This is a genomic window from Pseudomonas sp. C32 (genome assembly GCF_030417915.1).
Classification (GTDB): Bacteria; Pseudomonadota; Gammaproteobacteria; order Pseudomonadales; family Pseudomonadaceae; genus Aquipseudomonas.
This window is the reverse complement of record NZ_JAUHUK010000002.1, coordinates 259,288-283,415: the sequence shown is the minus strand read 5'-3', so window position 1 is coordinate 283,415 and position 24,128 is coordinate 259,288. Positions and strand designations below refer to the sequence as shown.

The 24,128-nt window shown below is 52.2% G+C and carries 13 protein-coding genes, 1 tRNA gene and 3 pseudogenes; 6 read left to right on the top strand and 11 right to left on the bottom strand.

Annotated elements, in window-relative coordinates:
• Positions 1–33 precede the first annotated feature (33 nt).
• From QYH43_RS03535 to QYH43_RS03525, 3 genes are all read left to right on the top strand, one after another.
• A complete protein-coding gene (locus QYH43_RS03535; RefSeq protein WP_301156318.1) occupies positions 34–2,946 on the top strand; it encodes an aminotransferase in 2,913 nt (970 codons plus the stop codon).
• 277 nt (positions 2,947–3,223) lie between these two features.
• Positions 3,224–4,330, top strand: a complete 1,107-nt coding sequence (aguA, locus tag QYH43_RS03530) for an agmatine deiminase (protein ID WP_301156317.1) — start codon at positions 3,224–3,226, stop codon at positions 4,328–4,330.
• A gap of 242 nt (positions 4,331–4,572) precedes the next feature.
• Positions 4,573–4,785: a hypothetical protein gene (locus QYH43_RS03525; RefSeq protein ID WP_095058252.1), complete on the top strand. Its 213-nt coding sequence runs from the start codon at positions 4,573–4,575 to the stop codon at positions 4,783–4,785.
• Between the two features lie 176 nt (positions 4,786–4,961).
• Here QYH43_RS03525 and QYH43_RS03520 read toward each other — a convergent pair whose 3' ends face one another.
• On the bottom strand, positions 4,962–7,055 hold the full coding sequence (locus QYH43_RS03520) for a TonB-dependent siderophore receptor (RefSeq protein WP_301156315.1): 2,094 nt from the start codon (positions 7,053–7,055) through the stop codon (positions 4,962–4,964).
• 142 nt (positions 7,056–7,197) lie between these two features.
• Between QYH43_RS03520 and QYH43_RS03515 the strand changes: the two are divergent.
• Positions 7,198–7,455, top strand: a pseudogene (locus tag QYH43_RS03515) (OprD family outer membrane porin); the annotation flags it as partial.
• A gap of 129 nt (positions 7,456–7,584) precedes the next feature.
• Here the strand turns inward: QYH43_RS03515 and QYH43_RS03510 are convergent.
• From QYH43_RS03510 to QYH43_RS03500, 3 genes are read right to left on the bottom strand one after another with little or no spacing between them, the layout of a single operon-like run.
• The gene (locus tag QYH43_RS03510; protein WP_301156313.1) at positions 7,585–9,162 is read right to left on the bottom strand and encodes a M48 family metallopeptidase; all 1,578 of its coding nucleotides are present in this window, start codon (positions 9,160–9,162) and stop codon (positions 7,585–7,587) included.
• Between the two features lie 11 nt (positions 9,163–9,173).
• Positions 9,174–9,536, bottom strand: coding sequence for a hypothetical protein (locus tag QYH43_RS03505; RefSeq protein ID WP_301156312.1), 363 nt, complete (start codon positions 9,534–9,536; stop codon positions 9,174–9,176).
• A 39-nt stretch (positions 9,537–9,575) separates the two neighbouring features.
• Positions 9,576–10,910 (bottom strand): CHASE2 domain-containing protein, encoded by a 1,335-nt coding sequence (locus QYH43_RS03500; RefSeq protein WP_301156311.1) that lies wholly within the window; start codon positions 10,908–10,910, stop codon positions 9,576–9,578.
• 171 nt (positions 10,911–11,081) lie between these two features.
• Between QYH43_RS03500 and QYH43_RS03495 the strand changes: the two are divergent.
• Positions 11,082–11,372: pseudogene (locus QYH43_RS03495) on the top strand (SDR family oxidoreductase); the annotation flags it as partial.
• Between the two features lie 547 nt (positions 11,373–11,919).
• Here the strand turns inward: QYH43_RS03495 and QYH43_RS03490 are convergent.
• Positions 11,920–12,150, bottom strand: a complete 231-nt coding sequence (locus QYH43_RS03490) for a hypothetical protein (protein WP_095058254.1) — start codon at positions 12,148–12,150, stop codon at positions 11,920–11,922.
• Positions 12,151–12,171: 21 nt separating this feature from the next.
• Positions 12,172–12,759: a colicin E3/pyocin S6 family cytotoxin gene (locus tag QYH43_RS03485; protein WP_367316867.1), complete on the bottom strand. Its 588-nt coding sequence runs from the start codon at positions 12,757–12,759 to the stop codon at positions 12,172–12,174.
• Here QYH43_RS03485 and QYH43_RS03480 point away from each other — a divergent pair.
• Positions 12,748–12,879: pseudogene (locus tag QYH43_RS03480) on the top strand (transposase); the annotation flags it as partial. The gene QYH43_RS03485 and the pseudogene QYH43_RS03480 sit on opposite strands and share 12 nt — an antisense overlap.
• Positions 12,880–13,706: 827 nt before the next feature.
• On the opposite strand, the gene QYH43_RS03475 reads toward QYH43_RS03480, so the two are convergent.
• The 5 genes from QYH43_RS03475 to QYH43_RS03455 all read right to left on the bottom strand — a co-directional run bounded on the left by QYH43_RS03475 (position 13,707) and on the right by QYH43_RS03455 (position 24,107).
• Positions 13,707–19,040 carry an RNA-directed DNA polymerase gene (locus QYH43_RS03475; protein WP_258709098.1) on the bottom strand — a complete coding sequence of 1,778 codons (5,334 nt, stop codon included), beginning with the start codon at positions 19,038–19,040 and terminating at the stop codon, positions 13,707–13,709.
• A gap of 1,307 nt (positions 19,041–20,347) precedes the next feature.
• A complete protein-coding gene (locus QYH43_RS03470) occupies positions 20,348–20,647 on the bottom strand; it encodes a hypothetical protein (RefSeq protein ID WP_258709099.1) in 300 nt (99 codons plus the stop codon).
• Positions 20,644–21,624: an integrase domain-containing protein gene (locus QYH43_RS03465; protein WP_301156310.1), complete on the bottom strand. Its 981-nt coding sequence runs from the start codon at positions 21,622–21,624 to the stop codon at positions 20,644–20,646. The genes QYH43_RS03470 and QYH43_RS03465 overlap by 4 nt, the downstream gene beginning before the upstream one ends.
• A gap of 912 nt (positions 21,625–22,536) precedes the next feature.
• On the bottom strand, positions 22,537–23,859 hold the full coding sequence (locus QYH43_RS03460; RefSeq protein WP_301156308.1) for an integrase arm-type DNA-binding domain-containing protein: 1,323 nt from the start codon (positions 23,857–23,859) through the stop codon (positions 22,537–22,539).
• 172 nt (positions 23,860–24,031) lie between these two features.
• Positions 24,032–24,107 (bottom strand) — tRNA-Thr (locus QYH43_RS03455).
• Positions 24,108–24,128: the final 21 nt, after the last annotated feature.

Below are 24,128 nucleotides of genomic sequence, written 5' to 3'. Positions count from 1 at the left end.
ATAAGCGCCTAATAAATTTTCAGGGGTCGTTGTATGCCGCTCGCCACGTTGATTCATCGCGCCAGTTTGCCCAGCCCGCAGGTGTCTGCGGAGCAGGCGCTTGAGCTGCTTGAGGAACATTACGGCTTTAGCGGAAAGTTGCAGGCCCTGGGTAGCCAGCAGGATCTGAACTTCCGCATCGACAGCGACCGGGGGCGTTTCGTCCTGAAAATCTGCCGTGGCGACTATTCGGTACTGGAGCTTCAGGCCCAGCACGCGGGGCTCAAGCATTTGGGCGAGCACCCCGATGTGCAGGTGCCGCGCGTGATCCCGGCGAAAAGCGGCGCGGACCTGCTTTCCCTGGACGTGGGCGACCAGGCGGTGCATGTCCGTTTGCTGGAGTACATCGAAGGCCAGCCCCTGACGAGCCTCAAGTATTTCAACCCGGCGGTGGTGGCGGGTTTCGGTCGCCTGTGTGGCGAGATGGACCTGGCGCTGGCGGACTTCGATCACCCTGGCCTGGTGCGGACGCTGCAATGGGACGCTCGCCACGCACACGCCTTGATCGCGCACTTGCTGCCGGTCATCAAGGATGAAGCCCAGCGTCGGCTGATCGTCGAAGCGTCCGAACAAGCCGAGAGCCATTTGCAGCCACTGGAAGACAAGCTGCCGGTGCAGGCCATCCACATGGACATCACCGACGACAACGTGGTGTGGCAGCGCGATGCGCTGCGTCACTGGCAACTGCAAGGCGTGATCGATTTCGGCGATCTGGTGCGCACCTGGCGAATCACCGATTTGTCGGTGACCTGCGCCGCGCTGCTGCATCACGGTGAAGGCGATCCGTTCTGCATTTTGCCGGCGATCCAGGCTTACCACGCGGTCAACCCGCTTCAGCACGAAGAACTGCTGGCGCTCTGGCCACTGATCGTCGCTCGTGCGGCGGTGCTGGTGCTCAGCGGTGAGCAGCAAGTCAGCATCGACCCGGGCAACACCTACAGCCGCGACAATCTGATCCACGAGTGGGAAATTTTCCGCGTGGCCACATCGGTGCCACTGGCGTTGATGGAAGCAGCGATTCTCTCGTCGGTTGGCCAGACGCTGCCGGTCATTGGCAGTGAAGGTTTCGCGCCGCTGTTGCCGAACCTGGTGGGGCGTGAGTTTGCCTTGATCGATCTGGGGGTGTTGAGCCCGCATTTCGAGGCTGGCAACTGGGAACAGGAAGGCGTCGATCAGCGCCTGCTGGATGACGCGGTGGCAGCCCATGGGCTGGCGGCCAGTCGCTACGGGCAATACCGTTTGTCCCGGACCCGACCGGACGTTGCGACGGAGCCCGAGACGTTCCCGTTGCACGTCGAATTGCGCGTCCCCCAGGGCACAGCGGTCGAATCGCCGTTTGCCGGCGTGGTGCACCAACTGTCGACCGGCGTGCTGCAATTGGACGGCCCGCAACTGAGTGTGCGGTTGTGGGGGGTGACGCCATCGCTGCACAGCGGCGCAGCCCTGGTCAAAGGCCAGGTGCTGGGTTCGGTCAGCGGCCCGTTGATTGTGCAGTTGTGCCGAGGGGCGTCGATTGATGCGCCGCTGTTCTGTACGCCATCGCGGGCGGCCGCCTGGCAGGCCTTGTGCCCGTCACCGGCGGCGCTGCTGGGGCTGGCATGTGACGCCGAAGATGAGCTCGACGCTAAGACCTTGCTGGCGCGGCGTGACGCCAGTTTTGCCCGCACGCAAAAACACTACTACGTCGACCCGCCGCGCATCGAACGCGGCTGGCGCAATCATTTGATCGACATGCAGGGCCGCTCCTACCTCGACATGCTCAACAACGTCGCGGTGCTGGGTCACGGACACCCGCGCATGGCGGCGGTCGCCAGCCGTCAGTGGTCGCTGCTCAACACCAACTCGCGTTTCAACTACGCCGCGGTGGCCGAGTTTTCCGAGCGTTTGCTGAAACTGTCGCCCGAGGGCATGGACCGGGTTTTCCTGGTCAACAGCGGTAGCGAAGCCAATGACCTGGCGATTCGTCTGGCGTGGGCCTACAGCGGTGGTCGCGACATGCTCAGCGTGCTGGAGGCCTATCACGGCTGGACGGTAGGCGCGGACGCGGTGTCGACCTCGATTGCCGACAACCCCAAGGCCTTGAGCAGCCGTCCGGACTGGGTGCATCCGGTGATCGCGCCGAACACGTATCGCGGCGAATTCCGCGGCCCGAACAGTGCACCGGACTACGTGCGCAGCGTCGAACACAACCTGGCAAAAGTCGCCGAGCAAAAACGCCAACTGGCCGGTTTCATCTGCGAGCCGGTGTATGGCAATGCCGGCGGTATCTCGCTGCCACCGGGATACTTGAAACAGGTTTATGCAAGGGTGCGTGCGCAAGGCGGCGTGTGCATTGCCGACGAAGTGCAGGTCGGTTATGGGCGCATGGGTCATTTCTTCTGGGGCTTCGAAGAGCAGGGCGTGGTGCCGGACATCATCACCATGGCCAAGGGCATGGGCAACGGCCAGCCGTTGGGTGCGGTGATCACTCGCCGGGAAATCGCTGAAGCACTGGAGGCCGAGGGTTACTTCTTCTCGTCCGCTGGTGGCAGTCCGGTCAGCTGCCAGGTCGGCATGGCCGTGCTGGATGTGATGGAGGAAGAAAAACTCTGGGAGAACGCGCAAATCGTCGGTGGGCATTTCAAGGCGCGCCTCGAAGCACTGATCGATATTCATCCGTTGGTAGGCGCGGTGCACGGGTCCGGTTTTTACCTGGGCGTCGAGTTGATCCGCAACCGCGAAACCCTGGAACCGGCCACCGAAGAAACCACGGCGCTGTGTGATCGCCTGCGTGAGCTCGGGATCTTCATGCAACCGACCGGTGATTTCCTGAACGTGTTGAAGATCAAACCGCCGATGGTCACCTCGCGCCAAAGCGTGGATTTCTTCGTGGACATGCTGTCGAAGGTGCTCGAAGAGGGGCTGTAAACTTTTCCCCCTGTAGGAGCGAGCCTGCTCGCGATGGCGGTTTTTCAGTCGACAAATCTGTGACTGACATGGCCTCATCGCGAGCAAGCTCGCTCCTACAGGGACGGGGGTGTTAATCCGATTGTTATCGGCTTTCAATACATGCTTTGAGATAATTCTGACGGGTAACGCTTTAAAAGCCGATATTTATCGGATATAAAGTCGCCATTGTCCACGGCGTGTCCCAATGCGCTTTCCATTTCTGTCAGGCATCAATGCCACTCTGGAGTCCTGAGCCATGACCACGTTGAACAGCTCCCCTCGCGCCGACGGTTTCTACATGCCAGCCGAATGGGCACCTCAAACCCAGGCCTGGATGATCTGGCCCGAGCGCCCGGATAACTGGCGTCTGGGTGGCAAACCGGCGCAGGCCGCCCACGTGGCAGTGGCCAAGGCCATCGCGCGTTTCGAACCTGTGACCGTGGGAGTTTCCGCTGGCCAGTACGAAAACGCTCGCGCACGTCTGGACGTGCCGAATATCCGCGTCGTGGAAATGTCCAGCGACGACGCCTGGGTCCGCGACTCCGGCCCGACGTTCGTCATCAACAACACGGGCGAAGTCCGTGGTGTGAACTGGGATTTCAATGCCTGGGGCGGTTTCGACGGCGGTCTGTATTCGCCGTGGAACCGTGACTCGCAGGTCGGCGGCAAGATCCTTGAAATCGAACGCAGCCAGCGCTATCGCACCGAGGGCTTTGTGCTCGAAGGCGGTTCGATTCACGTCGATGGCGAAGGCACGCTGATCACCACCGAAGAATGCCTGCTCAACCGCAATCGCAATCCACACATGAACCGTGCGGAAATCGAAGCAATGCTGAGCGCAAATCTAGCTGTGGATAAAATCATCTGGCTGCCGGACGGCTTGTTCAACGACGAAACCGACGGCCATGTGGATAACTTCTGTTGCTACGTGCGTCCGGGTGAAGTGTTGCTGGCCTGGACCGACGATCCGCAGGATCCGAACTACCCGCGTTGCCAGGCCGCGATGAACGTGCTGCAAAGCAGCACCGACGCCAAGGGTCGCCCGTTCACGGTGCATAAAATGCCGATTCCGGGTCCGCTGTTTGCAACCGAGGAAGAATGTGCCGGTGTCGATCCCGTCGACGGCACTCAGGAACGTAATCCTACGGTTCGTCTGGCCGGTTCTTACGTGAACTTCCTGATCGTCAACGGCGGCATCATCGCCCCGAGTTTTGATGACCCGCAGGACGGTCCGGCGAAAGAGATTTTGCAGAACCTGTTCCCGCAACACGAAGTGGTGATGGTGCCGGGTCGTGAGCTGTTACTGGGTGGCGGCAACATTCACTGCCTTACCCAGCAGCAACCCGCGCCGCACAAGGAGTGAGTGAGGTCGTAACAGCCTGAGTGGATTACCTGATCGCTCAAACCAACGATTTGCCTCCTGGCCATGCCCAGAACCCGCAGCCCTTAAGGGCTGCGGGTTTTTTGTATCCACTTGGCCATACTTTGGAAACCTTGGCACAGCTCTTGTATCTGTGCTGTTGTAACTGGGGGAGGGGAGAGCTTCGATGTTCTGTCATAAACCTTGGATAAGTTAGCCGCTCACAACTGGGAGAGAGCGCTGAAATGAACGCCGAAGTTAATGCAGTGAACGAAAAGGCGTTGCATCCCCTGGCTGTAAACAGTGAATCGCTCCAGATGATGGCGCACTGGTTCAAGTCCAATGGAACGCGTCCGATCAGTGAAACTGATCCGCGCCGGACGATGATCGAGCGCTACCCCGTTGATTTGTTCAGCGAGGCGGAACTGGATGCGTTGTGGGATGTGATGGAAGGATAAGAAGCACAACAACGGATTGATAAAAGAAAAGCGCTGCCGGGATGGCAGCGTTTTTTTTTACCTGAATAGTCCCGTAGGAGCTGGCTTGCCAGCGAAGGCGTCGTGTCAACCGACTTCAACGTTATTGACCCAGCGCTTTCGCTGGCAAGCCAGCTCCTACAGGTTTTGTGTTGTGGTCAGAAGCTGTAGGTGCCCGTCACCACTACGCTGCGCGGTGCCCCCGGCTGGATCTGAAATGCACTGGTCGCCGACGAGTAGTAAGTCTTGTCGCTGATGTTGTTCAGTGCTGCGCGCACATCCCAATCCTTGTGACGGAAACCGGCCAAGGCATCCCAGCGACCGTAACCTGGCAGCACGGTGGTATTGAGGTTGTCCGCGTAACGGTCGCCAACCAGGGTCAAACCGGTTTCGGCGTACCAGCCCATTTCCGGTTTCCAGGTCAGGAACAGGCTGCCGTTGTGCTTGGCCACATTGTTGATGCGCTTGCCTTCCAGGCCATTGTTGTCTTCCTCGATGGTCGCGTCCTGTAGACCCACGCCGCCGCGCACGTACCAGTTGCCGGTGATTTTACCGGCAGCGGTCAGCTCGATCCCGCGGGAACGTTGCAGGCCGGAGAGCAGGGTAATGGTTGGATTGTTCGGGTCGCTGGTGCGGCGGTTGTAGAGTTCCAGTTCGTAGATCGCCAGCGTCGTGCTCAGGCGATCGTCGAGCCAGTCGCTCTTCACGCCGATTTCTTTCTGCTTGGTCAACTCGGGGCTCAAGTCATTGGCGTTGCCGGCTGCGCCCGGGGTGATACCGATCAGGCCGCCACCGACCGGCGAGAACGTCTTGGACCAGGAGGCGTAGAAGGAATGATTCTGCAGCGGCGTCCAGACCAATCCTACGCGCGGGCTGGTGCTGTGGCTGTCACGGTCTTCGGAAATGTTCCGCAGCTTGTTGGTCGACTCGATATCAAAGGTGTCGTAGCGCAGGCCGGCGAGCAATTGCCATTGATCGTTGAGGCGTAATTGATCCTGCACATACACGGCGCGGCTTTCGACTTCAGTGTGGGAGTTGCTCGACACCTGCATGCGCCCGGTATGACGCAAGTCGCGGTTGGGGTTGTACAGGTCCAGCGGTGGTACCGGCGAACTCCCCGCGCCCGAGGTGGCCGCGTTGTACAACAGCGGATCGCGGCGCTGGCTGCCGATTTCGATGCCAGTGAGCAGGCGATGTTCCAGGCCGAAGGTATCGAAGCCACCCTCCAGCTCAACGTTGTTGTAAACGTTGCGGGTCGACAAATCCTGCTGCCAGTGCTGGCGCGTAACCTTGTTGGTGGCCGGGACGTAGCCGGTGACATAGGTGTTGTCGAAATCGCTATTGAGCTTGAACACGCCCAGGGTCTGACGCAGCTGCCAGTTATCGCTCAACTCATAGGTGAGTTTCGAGCGCAGGGATTGCGCCTTGTCGTCGATGAAATCGTTTTCGCTGCCGTAGGTCGTATCGCGTCCTACGTCTGCCGGGCGACCGTTCACACCGGGAATGCCGCGATCCGGCGTCCGGTTGTAGCGGCTGTACTCGTACTGCACCAACCAGTTGAGGTCGGGAGTCAGTTGCCAGCTCATCGATGGCGCGAACAATTGACGATTGCCGCTCACGCCATCGCGGAAACTGTTTTCGTCCATGTTGCCCATGTTCAGGCGCAGGCTGATGTTCTCGGAAGGGTCGGTACTGAGGTCGGCGTACAGGCTGCGCAGATCTTCGCTGCCACCTTGGGCTTCGATCGTCGAGCGGCGGCCGAACTCCGGCAACTTGCTCACCCGGTTGACGATCCCGCCCTGGCTGCCACGGCCATACAACACGGCCGCCGGGCCTTTCAGAACGTCGATGCGTTCGATGTTGTGCAAGTCGCGCACGTATTGGCTGTCGTCGCGGATGCCATCGAGATAGAAGTCGTTGCTGGCGTCGAAACCACGGATGCGCAAGCTGTCAAATCGCGTATCGGCGCCGCTGCTGACGTTGGGGATGCCGCTGAGTGCAGTGCCCAAATCGTTGGTGCCGTAGTCCGAGACGTTCGAAGTCTTGATCGAATCGATCGCTTGAGGCACGTAGCGCACCGGCGTATTGGTGCGGGTCGCCGTATTGGTTTGCGTGACACGCGGGTCATCAGCTTCCGCTTCAGCACTGACCGACGTGGCAGGCAAAATGGTCGTTGTTGCGTAGGAAAAACCGGCAGACAGAAAGGCAGAAAGCCCAAGGGTCATGGGCGTAAGACGAAAGGGGGCAGGCATTGCGAAGTGCATCCGAGAGGGTGGTCAATTCAAGGGTGCGAATGGTAATGCTTGTTATTTACTTTCGTTAATTGTTCTTGAGCGGTTGGGTGGATTGATTGTTGCTAAGTATGTCCTGATTGAAACGTTCCGATTTTTAGACTGGTCCGACTTCAACGCCGAAGACGAACGCAGCTGGCAGCTGGGCTACGGCCTGGACTTCACCACCTCCACCAGCGAAGGCGGCACCGAGCGCGAGATCTTCAACCAGTTCAAATACGTCGTCCAAAGCGGCCCGGCCAAAGACCTCAGCGTGAAACTGCGCAGCTCGGTTTTGCGCGTGTCGCAGAAGTCGAGCGAGTACAACGTGAGTGGCAACGAAGTGCGTGTGTTTGTGGATTACCCGATCAACATCTTCTGATGATGACGAGCGGTATCCAGGCCTGACCTGAAGGTCGAAAAAAGAAAAGCCCCGACTGGTTCGCGGCTTTTTTGCGCCGTAATCATTGGCGTTGAAAACCGCTTTTCAAGCGAATTTACAGATCCGGGATCAGGCTTTTATCGGGGCGAGTTTTTTGCAGTTGTCTTTACGGGTCGGATATTGCTCGCACTTTCGCAGCACGTTCTGAACTTGCGTTGCATCGTTGAGTTGTTGATTGGCGAGCAACTTTTCAGTGATGAACAATTCTTCCGAGCCCAGGTTGCGCTCGGCTTTGTCGATCATCACCAGCGCCGATTGAGCATCACCGCGTTTCAGGTGGTAGCCGATTATCAGGTCATAAGTCGATGGTGCGGCCAGTGACCAGTCCTTGATCGACTGAAGATCTTTCAGCGCCTCAGCGCTCTTGCCTTGAGCAAGGTGCACGGCGAATGCGGTGCGACGAATGCCTGGTTGGTCTTTGACTGGCGAGGACAGTGCGCGCTGGCTGAGGGTGTCCGCCTCCGCGATCTTGCCCTGTTCCAGCGCCGTATTCGCTGCGTAGGCGTCTTTGTAAGCCTGCATGGCTGAGGCCACTGGAGCTGCATCGCGGACTTTTACCCAGCTACGCGGGTCAACTCGCGCTCGACGTTCCTGACGGTACTCGCGTTGCAGGTATTGACGAAGTTCCTCGTCACGGCCCATCGGCGACATGTGCGAGCGGTTGAAGTATTCACTGGTTGCGGTAATACCGGTGGTCAAACCCTGATTAAGCAGCACGTCCAGTTCTTGGGTGAAACTGTTGAGATTGAATTGCGCCAAAGACTGTTGCATTGCGGTCTTGCGAGCACTGAGAAAACTGCTTAGCAGCGGTTTCTGTTTGCCCTGAAAGTCATTCAGGCGTTGCAACGTGTAGCTGGCAGCACGAGGTGCGTAACCGGCACGGATCATCAGGTCAGTGCCTAACAAGTCGGCCTGGTCCTCCTGGCTACGTCCCCATGCGGTGCTCCAGACGTTGTCCGAGAAGCTGTTGGCCAGCGCGGTAAACATGACGGTGTTGCCGATGGTTTTTTGCGTGCCGAGGGGGTCTTTGCTTATCAGCTTCATCGTGCCGGAGCTGCGATCCACGCCTGTGTTGGTCGCCATGGCGGCGAACACCACGGTCGTGGCGACGTTGGTCATCAACTCTTTCTGCTGCTTGAAGGCTTCCATGCGGTCATGGTGGCGCAGTAGCACATGACTCATTTCATGACCCAGCATGGCAGCGATTTCGTCTTCGCTCTCGACGTTATCCAGCATGCCCAAAGGAACGAAGACATTGCCAAGCGGGTCCGCTGCGGGGCCGAACGCGTAGCTGTCGGTAATCCGCACTTGCAGGGGTGGCAGCTCTCCGGGCCAACCCTTGGACAGACGAGTGACAATGCCTTGCAGGTAGCTTTGCAGCATCGGTACATCCACCAGGTTGTTCTGGCGGATCTCGGTGGCCGGGATTGCGCGGCCATCGTAGCTCAAACGTTGTTTGCCCTGTTGCTGCACATCAAGCTTGTAATGTTCACGAACGGTTACATGCTCAACATATTTCCCGGCGATTCTGGATTGAGTCGATGGCCCGGCCAGGTTCATCAACGCATCATTGGCGCCGTTCAGTGTGTTGCAGCCGCTGAGCAATGAACCGGACAGAATAGTCACTGCAAGGAGGGATCTTTTCATTTGCCCACCCCTTACTGTTTACACCCGGCACCAAAACCGATGGTGGAATTGTTTTGGGCGTCGGCAATCTTGCTGCTCGGCATTTTCTGGCAAGGCAGTTTGACCATCTTGGTGGGGTTCAAGCGCAGATCCATGGTATCCAGCCAAACTTTCTGGCCCGCCAGTTCAATCTGCACCAGCTCCAGTGCCTCGTTGTACTGCAACACCGGCAAGGCACTTTTCGGGGCATCTTTGAGCGGCAATTCACGTTCGAGTTTGCCTTGTGCGTCGAGTAATGCGATCGGGTCGGCGAGAAACGCCTCAACCGTCGGTGTGGCCGACCAAGCGGCCTGGCTGAACAATACGGTCAGTAGCAAAGCGGCTTTTCTGGTCATCCTTGATTCCTTTTTATTGAATGAAAAACGAGGCGGCGATCAGTGTTTCTTCGCGAACAATTCCTGGATTTTTTCGCTGAACAGCGCCAGCGAAAGCATCAGCACGGCGAGCACGTTGACCGGTGTGTAGTGAAACTTGTGAAGCCCATAGCTGAGCAGCCAGAGGAGCGTCACCATCAGAAGGAAGTACGCAACAGAGGAACGCAGGTAATTTCGTTTTCCAACGTTCCAATCAATGATCCCCGTAGCCGGGTTTTGCCGCGCATTAAGGGCTTTGAGCAGTGCAATCAAGCCCAGTAGTGCGACTTCCAGCAAGTCGAGCCAACTGATATCGAAGTTCAGCAAGGTCTCGGGGTCGCGGTCATAGTTCATGCCCAGCGTCACGAGATTATCCAGCGCCATGGCGTGCAAGTAGATACCGGGGATCTTGCCGTGCACGGGTGATTGGATGAGGTCGCCGGTCGAAGTAATATTCGCTCCGACGAGCACCAGGCGATCACGCAGCAGCTCCGTCAGCACGGCGCGGTCTTCGGGCGTATTGGCCTCCAGATCGCTGGCAGAGAGTGTGACGTTGTAGAGGCAACGCGATTGATCGGGGCCCGCGAGCTTCCAGAAAATCGCTTGGGCTAACTCTTTCAATAAAAGTAACTTTTCGGACGCCGCGCAATGGCCAATATCCGCGATGCGCAATTGTTCCGGCGCCAGTTTGATTCCCCATTGGATGGCTATAGGGGGCGCCTGTACGGCAGCCTGTGTATCCCGCGGCAAATCTGCGCAGGCCTGCGCCTGGCAATATTGGCGGTACATTGCCAGAGCCGGAGTTTCCATTGGTCCTAGCGGTGTTTCGACCGCCAGCGGGTATTTGTTGCCGAAGCCACTCCAGGTTACCAGCGCAGGGGTGCTGACCCGGGCGAGACTCTCCAGCGTATTGGGTTGCCCCTCTTCATTGCGAGTTTGCCCCGTATTGGCCAGCAACAATGGAATGCCCTGATGGCGGTAACGCTCGAAAACATTGGCCAGCAACTGGCTGCCTTGAGTCATGTCTCCCGCGGAGTGATCGTGGCTGTACATGAAATCGACAAACACCGCTTTGGGCTTATAGGCCATGAGGCGTTTGAACAGTTTGCTTTGTTCGCCGTACGGCATGGGCCAGTAAGTGTTGTTGCGCATCAGGTAGGCGTCGTCGATCAAAATGACCGCGATTTGCTGTTGGCCCGCGCTCTTGTAGCTGCCGGCAAATACCCGGTTAAGCCATTGCGCCGAAGCATTGCTGCTTGAACTCGAAAGCCCGAAAGGGTCGAGAACGGCCAAGGCGACAATCATTGCTGCGAGCACAAGCTGCCAGCGGGTAAAAAGCGGGGATTTCGCCGACATCCATGTCTCGATAAATTCAGAAGAGGGCACAGTTTTAAGGTAATACGTTAACTGATGTCAAGGTGCCATCTATTGCTCGGGTCGCGATGATGCGGGTCACACTCATTACATAGCGTAATGAATGAAGTTCCCGGCCCCACCTTTATCCCCTCCCGCCAAGCTCATACATTCAGCTCCAACGCCCTTCCCATCATCCCGACCAAAGGTGGACTCAACGCTGCGACCCGATCACTGGCCATCGAATATGCCAAGCGCGGGATTCGGGTAAACGCGGTTTCCCCAGGCATCATCAAGACCCCGATGCACGGCGAAGAGACACATGAAGCGTTGGGGAATTTGCACCCGATGGGGCACATGGGCGAAGTCGACGATATTTCTCAGGCGGTGGTGTATCTGGATAGCGCCAGGTTTGTCACGGGCGAAATCCTGCATGTCGATGGGGGACAGAGCGCGGGGCACTGAGGAGGTTTGCCGATGGGCTGCCCTCGATGGTGAAAACAATCATTAACGGCATGGCCAGACTGATCGATTAACGATTGGGTCGTTAGACCGGGGTTCAAATCGGTCACGGGCTAGGTTGACCGGTGTTAGATCCGGAGATTCTGGTAATCCTCTGGAGTCCTTACAGAACAAGGCCTGCAAGGTCTTTCGAGAAACAACCATAGGTGAGGATTAAAAGCGCCTATTGTTGAGTGCCAGATTCAATCGGCGGATTAAACCTCTGCTACACACGACCAAAAGCCACATCATGAGGGACGACAATCGCCCAACAGCGGACGCTCAGAAGTGTCTACGAAACCGGGAGCGATTCAGTATGGTGCGCACCAGGAACCAAATACACGTGGTATGAGCGCCGGTTTTATTGGCTTTCTGTTTGTTTGGAAACTGAAAAGGTACTCAAAAAGGAACGCATGTGAAAAAAATAGCTCCAGGTGCATGCTGGATTGCCGCTAAATGCTTACTGCTTGAATCCAGGCAGCCTTGAATCCAGACAGCCCGTTGGCTTCGTTCATACACTACAAGACAGCTGAAAAATATAGGCCGGACTACTGAATACCCTGCCCGTCATGTTTTCAAGGTGGCTTATCTGCTCCGGCGATAGGTCGTACTCATAGATTGCATCTTCTGGCTCACTCCAAGCCATTACCTCTGCCAACTTATCAATCTGATCGGCAGGGATCTCAATGCTGAAAGCTAATTGCTCGGTTTGCTTGTCGAACGCAAGAATCTCATGTTTCATTTTTTGGGTTCCAATCAAGATTTATTTAGGCGTGGTTCGACCTGGCTCGGCGTCTTTTGCTCGCTCTCCCGTCTCAGGGTTGAACTCTCCCAGATGCTTGCCCTGCTTGTCGTATAGCTCAACCCGGCCATTCTCATAATCCCACTCATAGATCCGGCCCTTACGATCTTTCCAGCGTTTACGTTTATGCCCGCCGCCTTTGACTGAACTCTTCGAGGGGCTGAGCACCGCATCAGGGAAAGCCGTCAAACCTCTGGGAGCCGGGTGATAGCTGTGGTCGCCGCCGATAGGTCGAGCGAACACCACGTACAGGGAGCTAAGGCCGGTGTCTGCCGGGAATACCAGAATACGGTCGTCGGTCTCAACATCCTCGCCAGCCGGATAACCCTCAATCCCGGAGTCTGTGTTTTCCGGTATGGGGTGAACCATGATGAGGGGATCGCTACTGCGTTGCTCAGGGTGGACCATGGGCGGAATGGCTAGCGGTCCTTTGGGCGTCCACAAAATGGTGATGCCGTTCAAATCCGCTTCCAACACGGTTTTGGTGGCATTCCATTTGACCTGCACCGTGCGTACGGCATCGTCGGCCGGGTTCGCTGGCCGATGCATAAGGGCCAGTTGGAAGGCATCAACAATCGAATAAAAGTCATCAAACGGATGGCGTACGGTTACCGGGACAGCAAATTCTTTTTCATGAAGATCAAGAGCGTCTATCCCGGTAATCCGTGAAGAACCAAAAAAACCGTACGATTTGAGCTTGCTGACTGGGTCAACCTAGGCTTGGCGGGTGTGTTGGGGTGTGTTGTAGGTAGGTGTAAGCGCCCGTCAATGTTGCGCTGATGTGAAATGGTAGGCGCGCGGGCAGAGTTTGGTCTGTCGATGGAGATAAGGCTTTGTTGGTCTTATCGCAGCAATGTGGAAGCTTCTAGGGATTTCTGGAATGCCAGAAACAACAAAGCCCTCGTATTTCTACGAGGGCTTTGTTTTGTATGGTGCGGCACCAGGAGTCGAAAATTTCCATAACATTTTGTAAGTAAAAAACTTTTATCCAGTTGTTTTAGCTTTCTATCCCTAAACCTATCCTTATCGTTAGGCCGCGCTTCTGTGCCGATCGTCGGAGAGGAGTTCTCGCTCGGAATGTAGTCATAGACGATTTTTGCGGATTGATCTGGTTCAGGTGATTCTCCAGGGGAGCAGAATTGATAATTCACAAGCCGCTGGGCCATTGATCTGTTCTAGAAATCATATGTGAAGATCAATTTCAATGCAGGGGTGATCCATGCCCCGCAACCATTTTTCAGAATCGTATGCGCACGGACCTCGCCGAAGTAGGAGAACCACGAAATAGATTTGGCGATGGCTCACTCAGTTTGAATTCGACCGAGTAGGTTAATGTGATCTGGCTTACAGCTGTTACTGATGCGTCGCCGTCGAACATTAGGAGCATTGAAGCCGTCTGTCTACGATCAATATTACACCAGCCCTGCGAACTCTTCCTTAGAGATGTAAGGGGACAGACAACAAATATCCCCTTGACCATCTTAAACTCTCCCAGGCTACTCGTTTAGCTCGCGTATCCGAGTAAGTGGATGACATGTAGGCGCATGCCTCAAACCGGTTTTCAGAAATACAAAACATTTCTTTGGCAACGATTGATATCGCGCAACCAAATTGGTTTTATTAATTTCCTCGTCTATATTTGACTTTGACTTTTTGAAGGTGGGTATTACATCAAGATGATCGAGAAGGTTCTGCATGGACTCTTGGTCCCTAAGGATGTTGCGAATTAGATCTTTATCCTGTTCTCCTATTCGGCTCGTAGTGCCGAAGAGCGCGTTCTCACCGATATCTTTTCCACAGATAACATTTACCTTTACGGCTTCATTCATCGCGCTTTTTAGAAATGTTTCGATGTTTCTAATCGCATTTGCTGTATATAAAATTGTACAGATGTCAATTGATTTTAATTTTTTCAAGTTTGATATCAAGGCTTCCCTGTGTTCGACTGGGATTAGGAAGTTATTTGAGTTAGATTTGGTTTCTATGCCCGTCAAGTAAAAATTCATTGAGGAAATTATTTGCGATCCTGTGATGATTGTGTCGGTTATAAGAGTCGCTCTTTCGGAGTCAATTGCAATACTTGCCGGAGAGAGACTCTCGATACTACGACCAATATCGTTGTCCTTAAATAATACTCGGTGCGTACCATTGTAGTCGCCGATGTGCTTTATTAGAAAAGGGTTACTACCTTCTTCACTTAGTAAATGCTCGACTTTTTTTGTAAACTTAAAGATGTCCTCTTTATGCATCACTGTGTGAGCAGATATTAATGTTACTAACGCTTGGTGGAATTTTTTTGGCAGGGAGCTAAGCCACTGTACTAAATTTGAATGCGCATCGGTTTTGGATATGTCTCGGTGTATTGAAACTACATCCACGGCAGAGCTAAAGCCATTTAAGGACAATATATTTTTTTCGTCAAAAATAGTGGTTGGGTAACTTTTGAAGTGATTTCCTTTGGAGGAATAAATGTCCAGTCTGCTTGTTATGGATTTATATATTTTACTTATAAAACTGTGCATGGCAGCAATATATATGCCGGACGAATCCTCGTAGAAGTAAACGTGCTCAGACGAGCTTATAGCTATGGAGTGTTTCGTCTCAAATTGATGAATTTCATTAGTGGTTATGTTTACTAGCTGTACCATGTTGAATGGATAATCTTTTCCATCGAAATGTAGGGACTCGCTGATTGGAGAAACTATAGGTCTGATGCGCTTGAACTGAACTGTGTCTAAGGTTGAAGTTTCGGAACTGTGCCGCTCTACGAGTTCGCAAAAGTTCTTCCTGTATTGCTCAATATCGGTATGAAGATATAAAGCTAACGAAGGGGTCACTGTTGTAGGGATTAATTTTAAAGCTGCTTCTATAGTGTTTAATAGGTGTATTGGTGTGCTATCAGTGGGGGTCGTACTTTGATCGATGGCGTATATATGACGATCACTGTCCTTTTGATTAAAGCGATGGTATTGATCAACAAATTTGTCGATTCTTCTTGCCGGCTCAGTTTCGTCGATCGAGAGATATAGAGCGGCTGCTGCAGCTAAGTCGAAGTAAAACGGATCCTCAGATCCATTTATTTCTTCAATCTGTAGTAGCAAGTGTTTTATAAATTCGACAGCGTCAATAGCGTCGCCCAAGTTGTCAATATACTTATCTTTAATTATAAGTATGTTGGCGTCGTGGCTTGAAGTAGATCGAAAGTAACTTTTAATAAAGTTTTTCTGGTTGTTGACTAGTGTCTCGATGTTTCCGTCCCTATCTTCAAGTATTATTGTTCTTGAGTTTACAAGTTCTTGGCTGAAGGGCAATAATGTATTGTCGGTAAGTAATCGATCTTTACAGAATATGTTGGGATACGCCCCAGAGGCTTTGCACACATTTATTATGTCGAGGAGTTTTTTTAGCTTTTGCCCTGTGGTCTGTTCTGAAATAGTCTCAGTCAAGGTTTTTAGAATTTCCGGTGTATAATCGACAACTATCTCACTATAGCCATTGTGTTCGTTTAGAGGGGTACTTGTTGAATGAAAATTAGTGGTTGGCTTCCTGAAAAGAATAGATCTTTCTCTTTTTAATACGATCGAACTGTTTTCGATAATATTTTTTTCAAACCATGACTTATTCGTGGTCGGAAATATTGATGTCTGGTCTTTGTCTATAAGCCACTTGTAGAAGTCGGCTTTATCTTTGAGTTCGTCAAGCGCTTTCTCAATGCCTGCGCTTTTTAGATCGTTGTCTTGGAGCGTTATGTATATTAGTAGAAGGCTGTGGAATTTCTCAAAAATTTTTCTTTTGTCAATAAGTCCGCGGAATATATTGCCGTCAACAATTGTTGATATTAGAAGTAGTGCGTTATCTTGGCTGTATTCAATGTCGCTTATTTTTTTGAACCAGTCAGGTGCCCTGTGAGCTATTTCTGTTTCATAGGTATTGAATATATGTGCGCAGTATTTCCACGAACTTCTCAATAGATCGGTTGACTTATTTTTGCTGGATATAGAGAACAGGCATAACAGGTAGTAGTATTTGGACGCAGTTGAAGGAGCACATATCTCTGGGGGGGAATCTATCGATAGTTTGCCATTTCTTTCATCAGTCGAAAGTTTTGCATAGAATGTAGCAGCTAGATCATTGAGATCTTTGCGTTGAGTTCTCGAGCTTGCACAGAGGGGGTATATAGCCTCAATGAATCTTGGTAATTCTTTTATATCGTTCAGGGCGGTGTTGAGCTGTTCGACTAATCTTGTATTTATTTCTAGGTTTTCATTCTCTGGAAGGCTTATTAAGCAGTTTATTATATGTGGTGAAGGGATATCCTTTAAGCTAATTTCCACGCCAAAAACTAATGCTAGGTAGGTAAGGTTTTCATTGGTTAACTCGGATTTTGATAATTTTTTCTCAAATCGAATTATCAGTTTTTTAAGATCGTCTGAAGCTGACTTGCTAGACTCAAGTGCAGTTATAAGGCTCGCAGTGAATACTTCTGATTGAAGCTCGTCTAGGTGATCTACTGACTCAAGCGCGTCCCAGTTTTCGGGTGAGTCTAAGACAAAATTAAATAAGTGTTTATATAGACTTCCTCTTCCAATTTTAGCGTTCAGCGTAGGTTCAACCTTTTCTCTTTTTAATGGGTCAAGGGTTGGTACGCCTGCCAAATGGGAAAATATAAAGGCCAAGTCATCATTGCAACTGTCTGACTGAACGAGCTTAATGAACTCATTTATCGCTAGATTTTTTTGTGTAGTAGTCGAGTCAGCAAAATTTCTTGAGACTCTGTCAACAGCATACTTTGATTGAGAGCGATAAGTGTTAAAGTCCTTGGAGAAATGTCTTATTTTAGTAATACTGGTTTTTTCATTGTTTATATCTAGTCCTAGCAATTCGAGTTCTGCACGAAGCATTGCAAGTGCTGATTTGGCAGAATCTTCGGAGGGGGCAATAATGAAAATATCATCTACATAACGTTGGTAGAGCTGAATTTCCTCTAGTTGCAATTTCGAGTCGAGGTTTAGATCAAGATTATCAAGGTATAGCTCTGCTAAGTACCTTGCATAAGCTGGGCCTTGAGGCAAGCCAACTTTTGAGTTAACAACTCTTTCCGTTATTTCAAAGAGTGTATCAATGTGCGATTGGTATGAGCTTTTTGATTCTGCTGATAACTCACTTAGCTTCGCGTCGATCCGCGGGTTAACGCCTCCAAGTAACATCCTTTTGAGATTGTCATGAGGGATAGTGTCGTAGAAACTTTTTATGTCTGTTTTAAGGATGTAATAGTTTTGGTTGTCTGGATCTTCGATTGCGCTGCTTATGTTAGATACGAATTTGATCCATAGATACAACCATGGCTGAAATATGTAGCCGTCACTAAAACCCTTGTTTGGTTTGTATCCGTGGGAGTTGCTGCTTGGGGGGATATTTAAAAAATAAATGAGCTGCTTCAATATGCAAGAGGTTGCAATTCTTTCAGGCGCTTTTAGCGTAATGAGCGTTCGAACTTTGTTTTGTTCGTTCCGTAGATGCTTATAAAATTCTGCTGATTTAGGGGTTTGTATTACTTTATTTACTAGGGTTAGTAATCGGTAGCTATCGGTGGAAGACAGTTCATTTATTATCACTTTTGACTGAGCTTCGTCGTTTAGAAATAAGTAGCTAAGCTCGGCTGTTTTAGTTATTTCAATGTCGGATTTTGATATCTCAAATGTGGCGTCTGTAAAGTGCGTGTATGTAGGAATACAAGCCTTTATCAGATCTTCGACTGTTAGTGAGCTTGTAAATTTTACATTCGTAGTGTTTTCTATCTGTTCTTGTGATGGAAAATTGAACGATGACAATTTCTTTATGGATCGAATCGTTATCTCAGGATTGTAGTTTTCGCTCTTGCTAAATATATCTATCAGGATTTTTTGTCCTGCATCTTCTATATTTTTTGCTTTGATGTTGTAGAGCATGCCTACAAGAAGTTTCCTTTCCTCGTGGTTGAGGTTTCCGCCGTCTATTATTTTATTGCCTAGAGTATGGAGCGGCAAGTGATCTTTCCAGTGTGCCTGCAACATATCCAGTGTGAAGCCGTTGTTTCGTATTCCTATTGATTTTATTCTTGCGGGGCGCAATGTTTCATCATGAGTGAAGTTGAAAATAACCCCTAGGGCCGTTTCTAATTCAGATTTGCTTGTGCTTTTATGTTGTTTTAGAATCTCTAGGTTGGCATTTATAGTTTCGCTATCAAGCTCTGTGGTTTGTTTGAATGTGCAAAGTTCTGATTGTGTTTTTAATAACACAGCATAACGCTTTGATTTGGTATGTTTTGAAAGTGGAACCTTTACACCTAGTCCGGTGCCATCTGTTGGAGTACCTGAACTTGGAAAAAGGTCTACTCCTATCAGATCTTTATTATAGAAAAGTTGTGTGCTCTCGATCAAGGCTTGTTGGATTTCGTAGCCTGTACGATAGCTTGTTTTCTCTTTAAATGTTATCCAAACGTGAAAGCCTCTGTTTCCAGAGAACTCTAGTAGATAAGGTACATTTAGCTTACTAAGTGATGTGCAGAAGCTATTGACCGTGCGCTCAAGCTCAGCTTGTGCGATCGGCCTAAGTTCATTCTCTAAGTTTGGTTTTGAAATGTCAAAATCAAAACAGATCCATTTGATTGTTAGGTCGTTATTCTTTTGGTAAATTGCAAGTGATCCGGAAGTACTTAAAGTCTTCTCCAAGAGTTTTTTCGTAACTGCGCCAGGTTTTCTCCTGTACTTCCCATCGGGCTGATGCTGTGCGTGGGAAGCCTGATCTGTGGCGAAAAATTCATGTAGTAGCGCTGCTAATTCGTTCAACATAGTCGACTCCATAATTAAGTATAAAACAGTATTTGGATATTTATTTTGTCAAGGTTATGTGTGTCAGCTTGACAGAAAACATCATGTTCGGATCGTACTGCATTTATGTTTGGTTTTTTTAAGATCATGCAATGTGTGCCCCATGAATAAGTATGCTTATCTGGGGCAGAATATTTAAAATATGTTTTTCAACCAGCCTTTCAAACGGATTCTTTTGACCAAAATAGAGCGCTAGAGCTTCCTTATAGAAACATCGAGCTTTACTAAGGGTATCTACGAATGCAGAGGAAGCTAAAGAAGGCCAAATACTAATTCCGCTGCAATACTCCATCTCGGCAATACTAATGAGTTCCCCCTCTTTTCTGAACAGAAGGACAAGGTGTAAACAGGTACTCCTCGTTTCGGGTAGAGGGGTAATATACCTAGCTATATACACTGTGTCGGAAATCAGTTTGATTATCATACGGCAACACATCGCGGTCTAATTTGCGAAGGCTGCCATCTTCGAAAGTTAGGCTGATTGGCAAGCCGATGTATTTTTTTTTGTCCATTGGGATGTTTATACGCCCACCTCCCGTATTTAGGCGTGCAGAAATCTTCTTTGAAGATTCTTCTTTTGTAGGAGGCATCGACGTTTGAGTTACGGATTAGTTCGATTTGGTTACTCAAGCACTCTAGGGGGCGCTCGTTGCTTACGTCTAAGCACTTAATTCTTGCAAAAACGTGGAATTCCAAGCGGTGGTGTAGCTTGGTTTGGACATGTGAGAGTTCTAAGGCGTTGCAGCGTTTCTTTATGAACTTATTTTTATCATACAACTCCAGCTTGCTGAAGAAGTAGGCTTGAGCTTCATTGCCGCCGACGTACACGCTCTCGTCCATTACGCGCTCTATCATAGTCGCCCAGCTTTTTACTTACGTCTGGGTATTGAATGTGCGGGTTTATTGGGACCACCCGTGACGTCTGATTTGGACGTCTCAATGCCAAGGGCTTTCATCCTGAGCGTCGCCATCTTTAACCCCACGGTGCCACATATGTGGAGGCAATCCTAGCACTGCGTGATATCACAATAGAGGCAATCATTCGGATTTTTATGAGATCAAAGGCGTTCGCTTGAGTCAGTAGAGAGGCATCGCTTAGCGACGCTTGAATTGCCCCTGACTTCGTCGACAAAGTGATTGCGCGGTTGGCGTCAGGCAGTGAAGGGGCGAGCCATCGAGTGAGCATGTGTTGACGTGACTGTTTTCACGGTCTCACCCGGGGCATTTCCTGCCGGTTTCTCCTTTGTATGGAATGTTCAACGCTGTGTTTACCATTTATGCCGACCTCGTCCTCTCGCTATGAACTGCCATGGTTTTGCTAGGCGGAGAGCGAGTAAATTCATGGTCAGCAGATAGTAATAACGCGTCGACTCAGCGTGCTGATTCAAGTGCTGATTTAGAAACCAGTCGAGATGCTTTCTCTGCCAGTTCCATGGGGTATCTCGGTTCCAGCGATTAAAAATCGCCTGTTGAATGGCCTTTGCCTGGCGAAGGTGACGCTGGCGTGTGGCATGCGACCCGCTCAGCACCCCTGTCAGAAAAACCTCCATATCGAATGGCTTGCTCATGCTCGACCACCAATGTAAGCCGACACCACGTCGATACGGCCGTGTCCGAGTTCATAGCTGATTTGCACTCGGGCCTCCTGATCGAGGCGTCGGTCGAGTTGGTAGCAATGGCCATCGTTGATAGGCGCGGGATGCTGGGTAATTTGCTCATAGCGTTCGCACGCATAGGCCGTCCGTAATTCATGAAAGCCTTTCAGGCTGTACAGATGGAGGAGGTCCCGTGCGGATCGGACGATTTTCCGTTGGAAATCGAGGTAGCTTTCGTTCGGCGCAAGCAGGTTGTGACTGCCACCGGGTGAGACCTGTTCGGCGAATCTTAGCGCTTTGCGAATATGATCATCCACCCTGATCCAGCGAGGAGCCGAGGCACTTGAGCGGCCCCCTTTGGTGCCATCCTGGATGTTGATCTTGCCGTAGTGTTCTGCCTCACGTTTTAAGCGCGGTAGGTCGGCCAAAATGGCCTCGCGTAAGCGCATGCCGGTGGCTCGCGCCAACTGAGCGATGGCCGCCGCGCGAGGCATTTGGTGTTCGCAGAGTACCTCGACGATCTGCTTCACGTGTTCGCGGTCTTGGCCTTGTGGCACCGAATGACGAACACTCGTGCGCCGCATTCCCAGCGCCTTGCTCGGACTAGGCACTTTCACAGACTGATCACCGCGAAGCGCCGCTATGGTTCGGTTCACGCTGGACAACCGGTTTTGCGCGGTGGCAATGCCGATAGCCCCTTGTTCAACTTGCTGACGCAGATACCCGGCGTAGCCCAGCAAAGTCTGCCGATCAATCCGCCGCGCATCGTTGAACCCTGGTCCATCCTCCGAACGACACCACCGTACAAACGTCTGCCACCGATCACTGTGCGCCTTCACCGTGCCGTAATGCCCGCCGCCAAACAGATCGCGCAACGCCTGTGGCCCGGCGTAGCTCAGCTGTCGCCCATAGCCAAAATTGCGCCCATCTCGTCTGCCCACCAGCGCCATGATCGAACTCCTCTCGAAGCCAAAATTTTTAAAACTTTCCCCACGTCATCCCGCCAAGAATGTTGAGTGTTATCAGGGATCAAGGCCCCTGCGACCTGTGAGGTTGTCCACTAACGCGGGACTGGCGGCTCTTTACGACCGGGAGCATGGGCATCTCATGATCTGGCCCCCTGAGCACCGTTACCGGTGGGCGGGTGGAGGCTGCACTGGCTGACGAGACCAGCGCCGCGAGATCCTGAGCCGAGTAAACGCAGCAATGCGATGACCGGGGCATGCCTGACTGTCAGTCAGGTGCAGTCCATTCCTTGGGCTGCGGCACCACCATCTGCATCGCTGTTGCTGGTGACTTCGGTGTTTGTCACGCCGATTGTCACGAGGAGAAATGCCGCAATGCCTTGTACGAGGTGGGCTGCAGCAGTGGTAGGAGCGCCCGTCTCTTTCCGGAAGAAAGAGACGGGCGCAGGTTGGCGCAAGGAAATGGCCAAGCGGATAGGTCGCTGCAGAACAGCTAGGAAAGGGTGTGAGTTGCCGCAGTGGGCACTCTGGTAGAAGTAGGCATCCATCACCCTTGGGGAGTGACCGTGCGAGCCGCCGGACGCTAATCGCACTTTGGGAGAACCACCACGGTGTGGCGTAGCCTTAAAGGTTCTGGCTACCTGGGTTGCTGTCAACGACAGCGCTTTGCCCGATCTTTTCTACGCCTGTGGATAATTCGGGTCAAGGCTCGAATTTTCGGGAGTTCTGCGGCTGTGGATGAAATTATCCACCGGTGGAAATCAGTGGTTTTTCCACAGACAGTTGTGTGGGCTTTAGATTTTTTAAGTGAGGTCCATCCAAGCAGGGCGGCTTTGCAGCCCTGTTTGGATGGACCCGCGTGGACAAGCGGATCGCTGAGATATGAAGACCGAGCGCTTACTCGGTTGCGCCACGTTTTGCTTTTAGGCGAGTAACGTTCGCTCCTGTCTGGTTCGCGAATTCGTGTGGAGTGACATGCTCCTGACGGTTGGCCTCCAGGTACCGGCTCCACCAGTTCATGATCAGCCTGCGCTCCTCTATGAACTCGGCCTTGTGGATGTAAGCGGCGCGGACGTTGTTGCGCTCCTTGTGGCTCATCTGCCTTTCAATGGCGGTCTCGGACCACAATCCTGACTCGATCAGTGCGCTGCAGGCCATCGAGCGGAATCCATGGCCACAGATTTCGGTTTTGGTGTCGTAACCCATATTTCGAAGCGCGCTGTTCACCGTGTTTTCAGACATCGGTTTCGACGGGTTGGCATCGCCTGCAAATACCAGGTCGAATTCGCCGGTGAGGGTGCGGATCTGTTCAAGGAGGGTTACGGCTTGCGGCGATAAGGGTACAAGGTGGATGTCCCCGGCCATCTTCGTACCTCTTGTTGAAAAGGGTACTCCGTCCAGCGCGGGTCGAGTGTCCGGTATCTCCCAGGTGCCGCGCTTGAGGTCGAACTCGCTCCAGCGGGCGAAGCGCAGTTCGCTGGAGCGGACAAACACATGTAGCGAGAGCATGACTGTCAGCCGAGTCAGCGTTCGTCCTTTGTAGGTGTCGATGCGCTCCTGCAATTCAGGCAGGCGCGATAAGGGTAAAGCTGGGCGGTGAACTACCCTCGGCGCTTTGATCAAACCTTCAAGGTCGGAGGCAGGGTTTGCTGCGATCTGTCGAGCACGTTTCGCCTCGCGCATGATGCTTTGCAGGTAATTTTGTACCCTTAACGCGACGTCAATCGTGCCACGCTTCTGGATTGTTTCCAGAGGTTGCATCAAGTCGTGAGTGTCTAGGTCGACAATAGCGCGATCACCGATTAGAGGAAAAACATGGGTTTTGAGGCGGCTCAGGACCGTCTTGGCATGGCCCGGAGCCCATTTGGCAGACATCGCTTTGTGCCAGTCCAAGGCTGCGTCCTCAAAGGTTCGGCCTCGGATTGTGGCTTGCGTCTTGGCTTGATGTTTGGACTTGATGGGGTCGATGCCTTCCGCCAGCATCCGCTTGACCTCCAGCCGCTTCTTGCGCGCATCGGCGAGGCCGACCACGGGGTAGTTGCCAAACGAGGTCAGCCCTTCACGACCATCAGGTTTTACATACCTGAAACGCCAGCCTTTGCGGCCATTGGGTTGGACTAAAAGGTAGAGGCCGTCGCCGTCGAAAAGCTTATAGGCGCGGTCGGTGGGCTTGGCTGAACGGCAAGCCGAATCAGAGAGCGGGGCAGTGGTGCGCGACATAAGGGTACTCCTCCCTTTATCGAATGACCTTACCCCTATCTTTATCCTTAAAGCGGCTGGTATCCATAAGATTTTGGCGGAATCCGACGGAACGCCAAAACGAAAAAACCCGCCAGAAGGCGGGTTTTTCGGGGGTTTCAGAGATTTTGAAAGCCTTCTCTGGAACCTTGGATGGTGCCGGCACCAGGAATCGAACCCGGGACCTACTGATTACAAGTCAGTTGCTCTACCATCTGAGCTATACCGGCGTGTCAGGGCGACGATTATAG

Bases quoted from the DNA above. Each gene is read 5' to 3' on its own strand.
- QYH43_RS03470 (WP_258709099.1), bottom strand. From the start codon at position 20,647: ATGAGCAAGCCATTCGATATGGAGGTTTTTCTGACAGGGGTGCTGAGC.
- aguA (WP_301156317.1), top strand. From the start codon at position 3,224: ATGACCACGTTGAACAGCTCCCCTCGCGCCGACGGTTTCTACATGCCA.
- QYH43_RS03510 (WP_301156313.1), bottom strand. From the start codon at position 9,162: ATGAAAAGATCCCTCCTTGCAGTGACTATTCTGTCCGGTTCATTGCTC.
- QYH43_RS03465 (WP_301156310.1), bottom strand. From the start codon at position 21,624: ATGGCGCTGGTGGGCAGACGAGATGGGCGCAATTTTGGCTATGGGCGA.
- QYH43_RS03500 (WP_301156311.1), bottom strand. From the start codon at position 10,910: ATGTCGGCGAAATCCCCGCTTTTTACCCGCTGGCAGCTTGTGCTCGCA.
- QYH43_RS03475 (WP_258709098.1), bottom strand. From the start codon at position 19,040: ATGTTGAACGAATTAGCAGCGCTACTACATGAATTTTTCGCCACAGAT.
- QYH43_RS03520 (WP_301156315.1), bottom strand. From the start codon at position 7,055: ATGCCTGCCCCCTTTCGTCTTACGCCCATGACCCTTGGGCTTTCTGCC.
- QYH43_RS03485 (WP_367316867.1), bottom strand. From the start codon at position 12,759: ATGCATCGGCCAGCGAACCCGGCCGACGATGCCGTACGCACGGTGCAG.
- QYH43_RS03535 (WP_301156318.1), top strand. From the start codon at position 34: ATGCCGCTCGCCACGTTGATTCATCGCGCCAGTTTGCCCAGCCCGCAG.
- QYH43_RS03525 (WP_095058252.1), top strand. From the start codon at position 4,573: ATGAACGCCGAAGTTAATGCAGTGAACGAAAAGGCGTTGCATCCCCTG.
- QYH43_RS03505 (WP_301156312.1), bottom strand. From the start codon at position 9,536: ATGACCAGAAAAGCCGCTTTGCTACTGACCGTATTGTTCAGCCAGGCC.
- QYH43_RS03490 (WP_095058254.1), bottom strand. From the start codon at position 12,150: ATGAAACATGAGATTCTTGCGTTCGACAAGCAAACCGAGCAATTAGCT.
- QYH43_RS03460 (WP_301156308.1), bottom strand. From the start codon at position 23,859: ATGTCGCGCACCACTGCCCCGCTCTCTGATTCGGCTTGCCGTTCAGCC.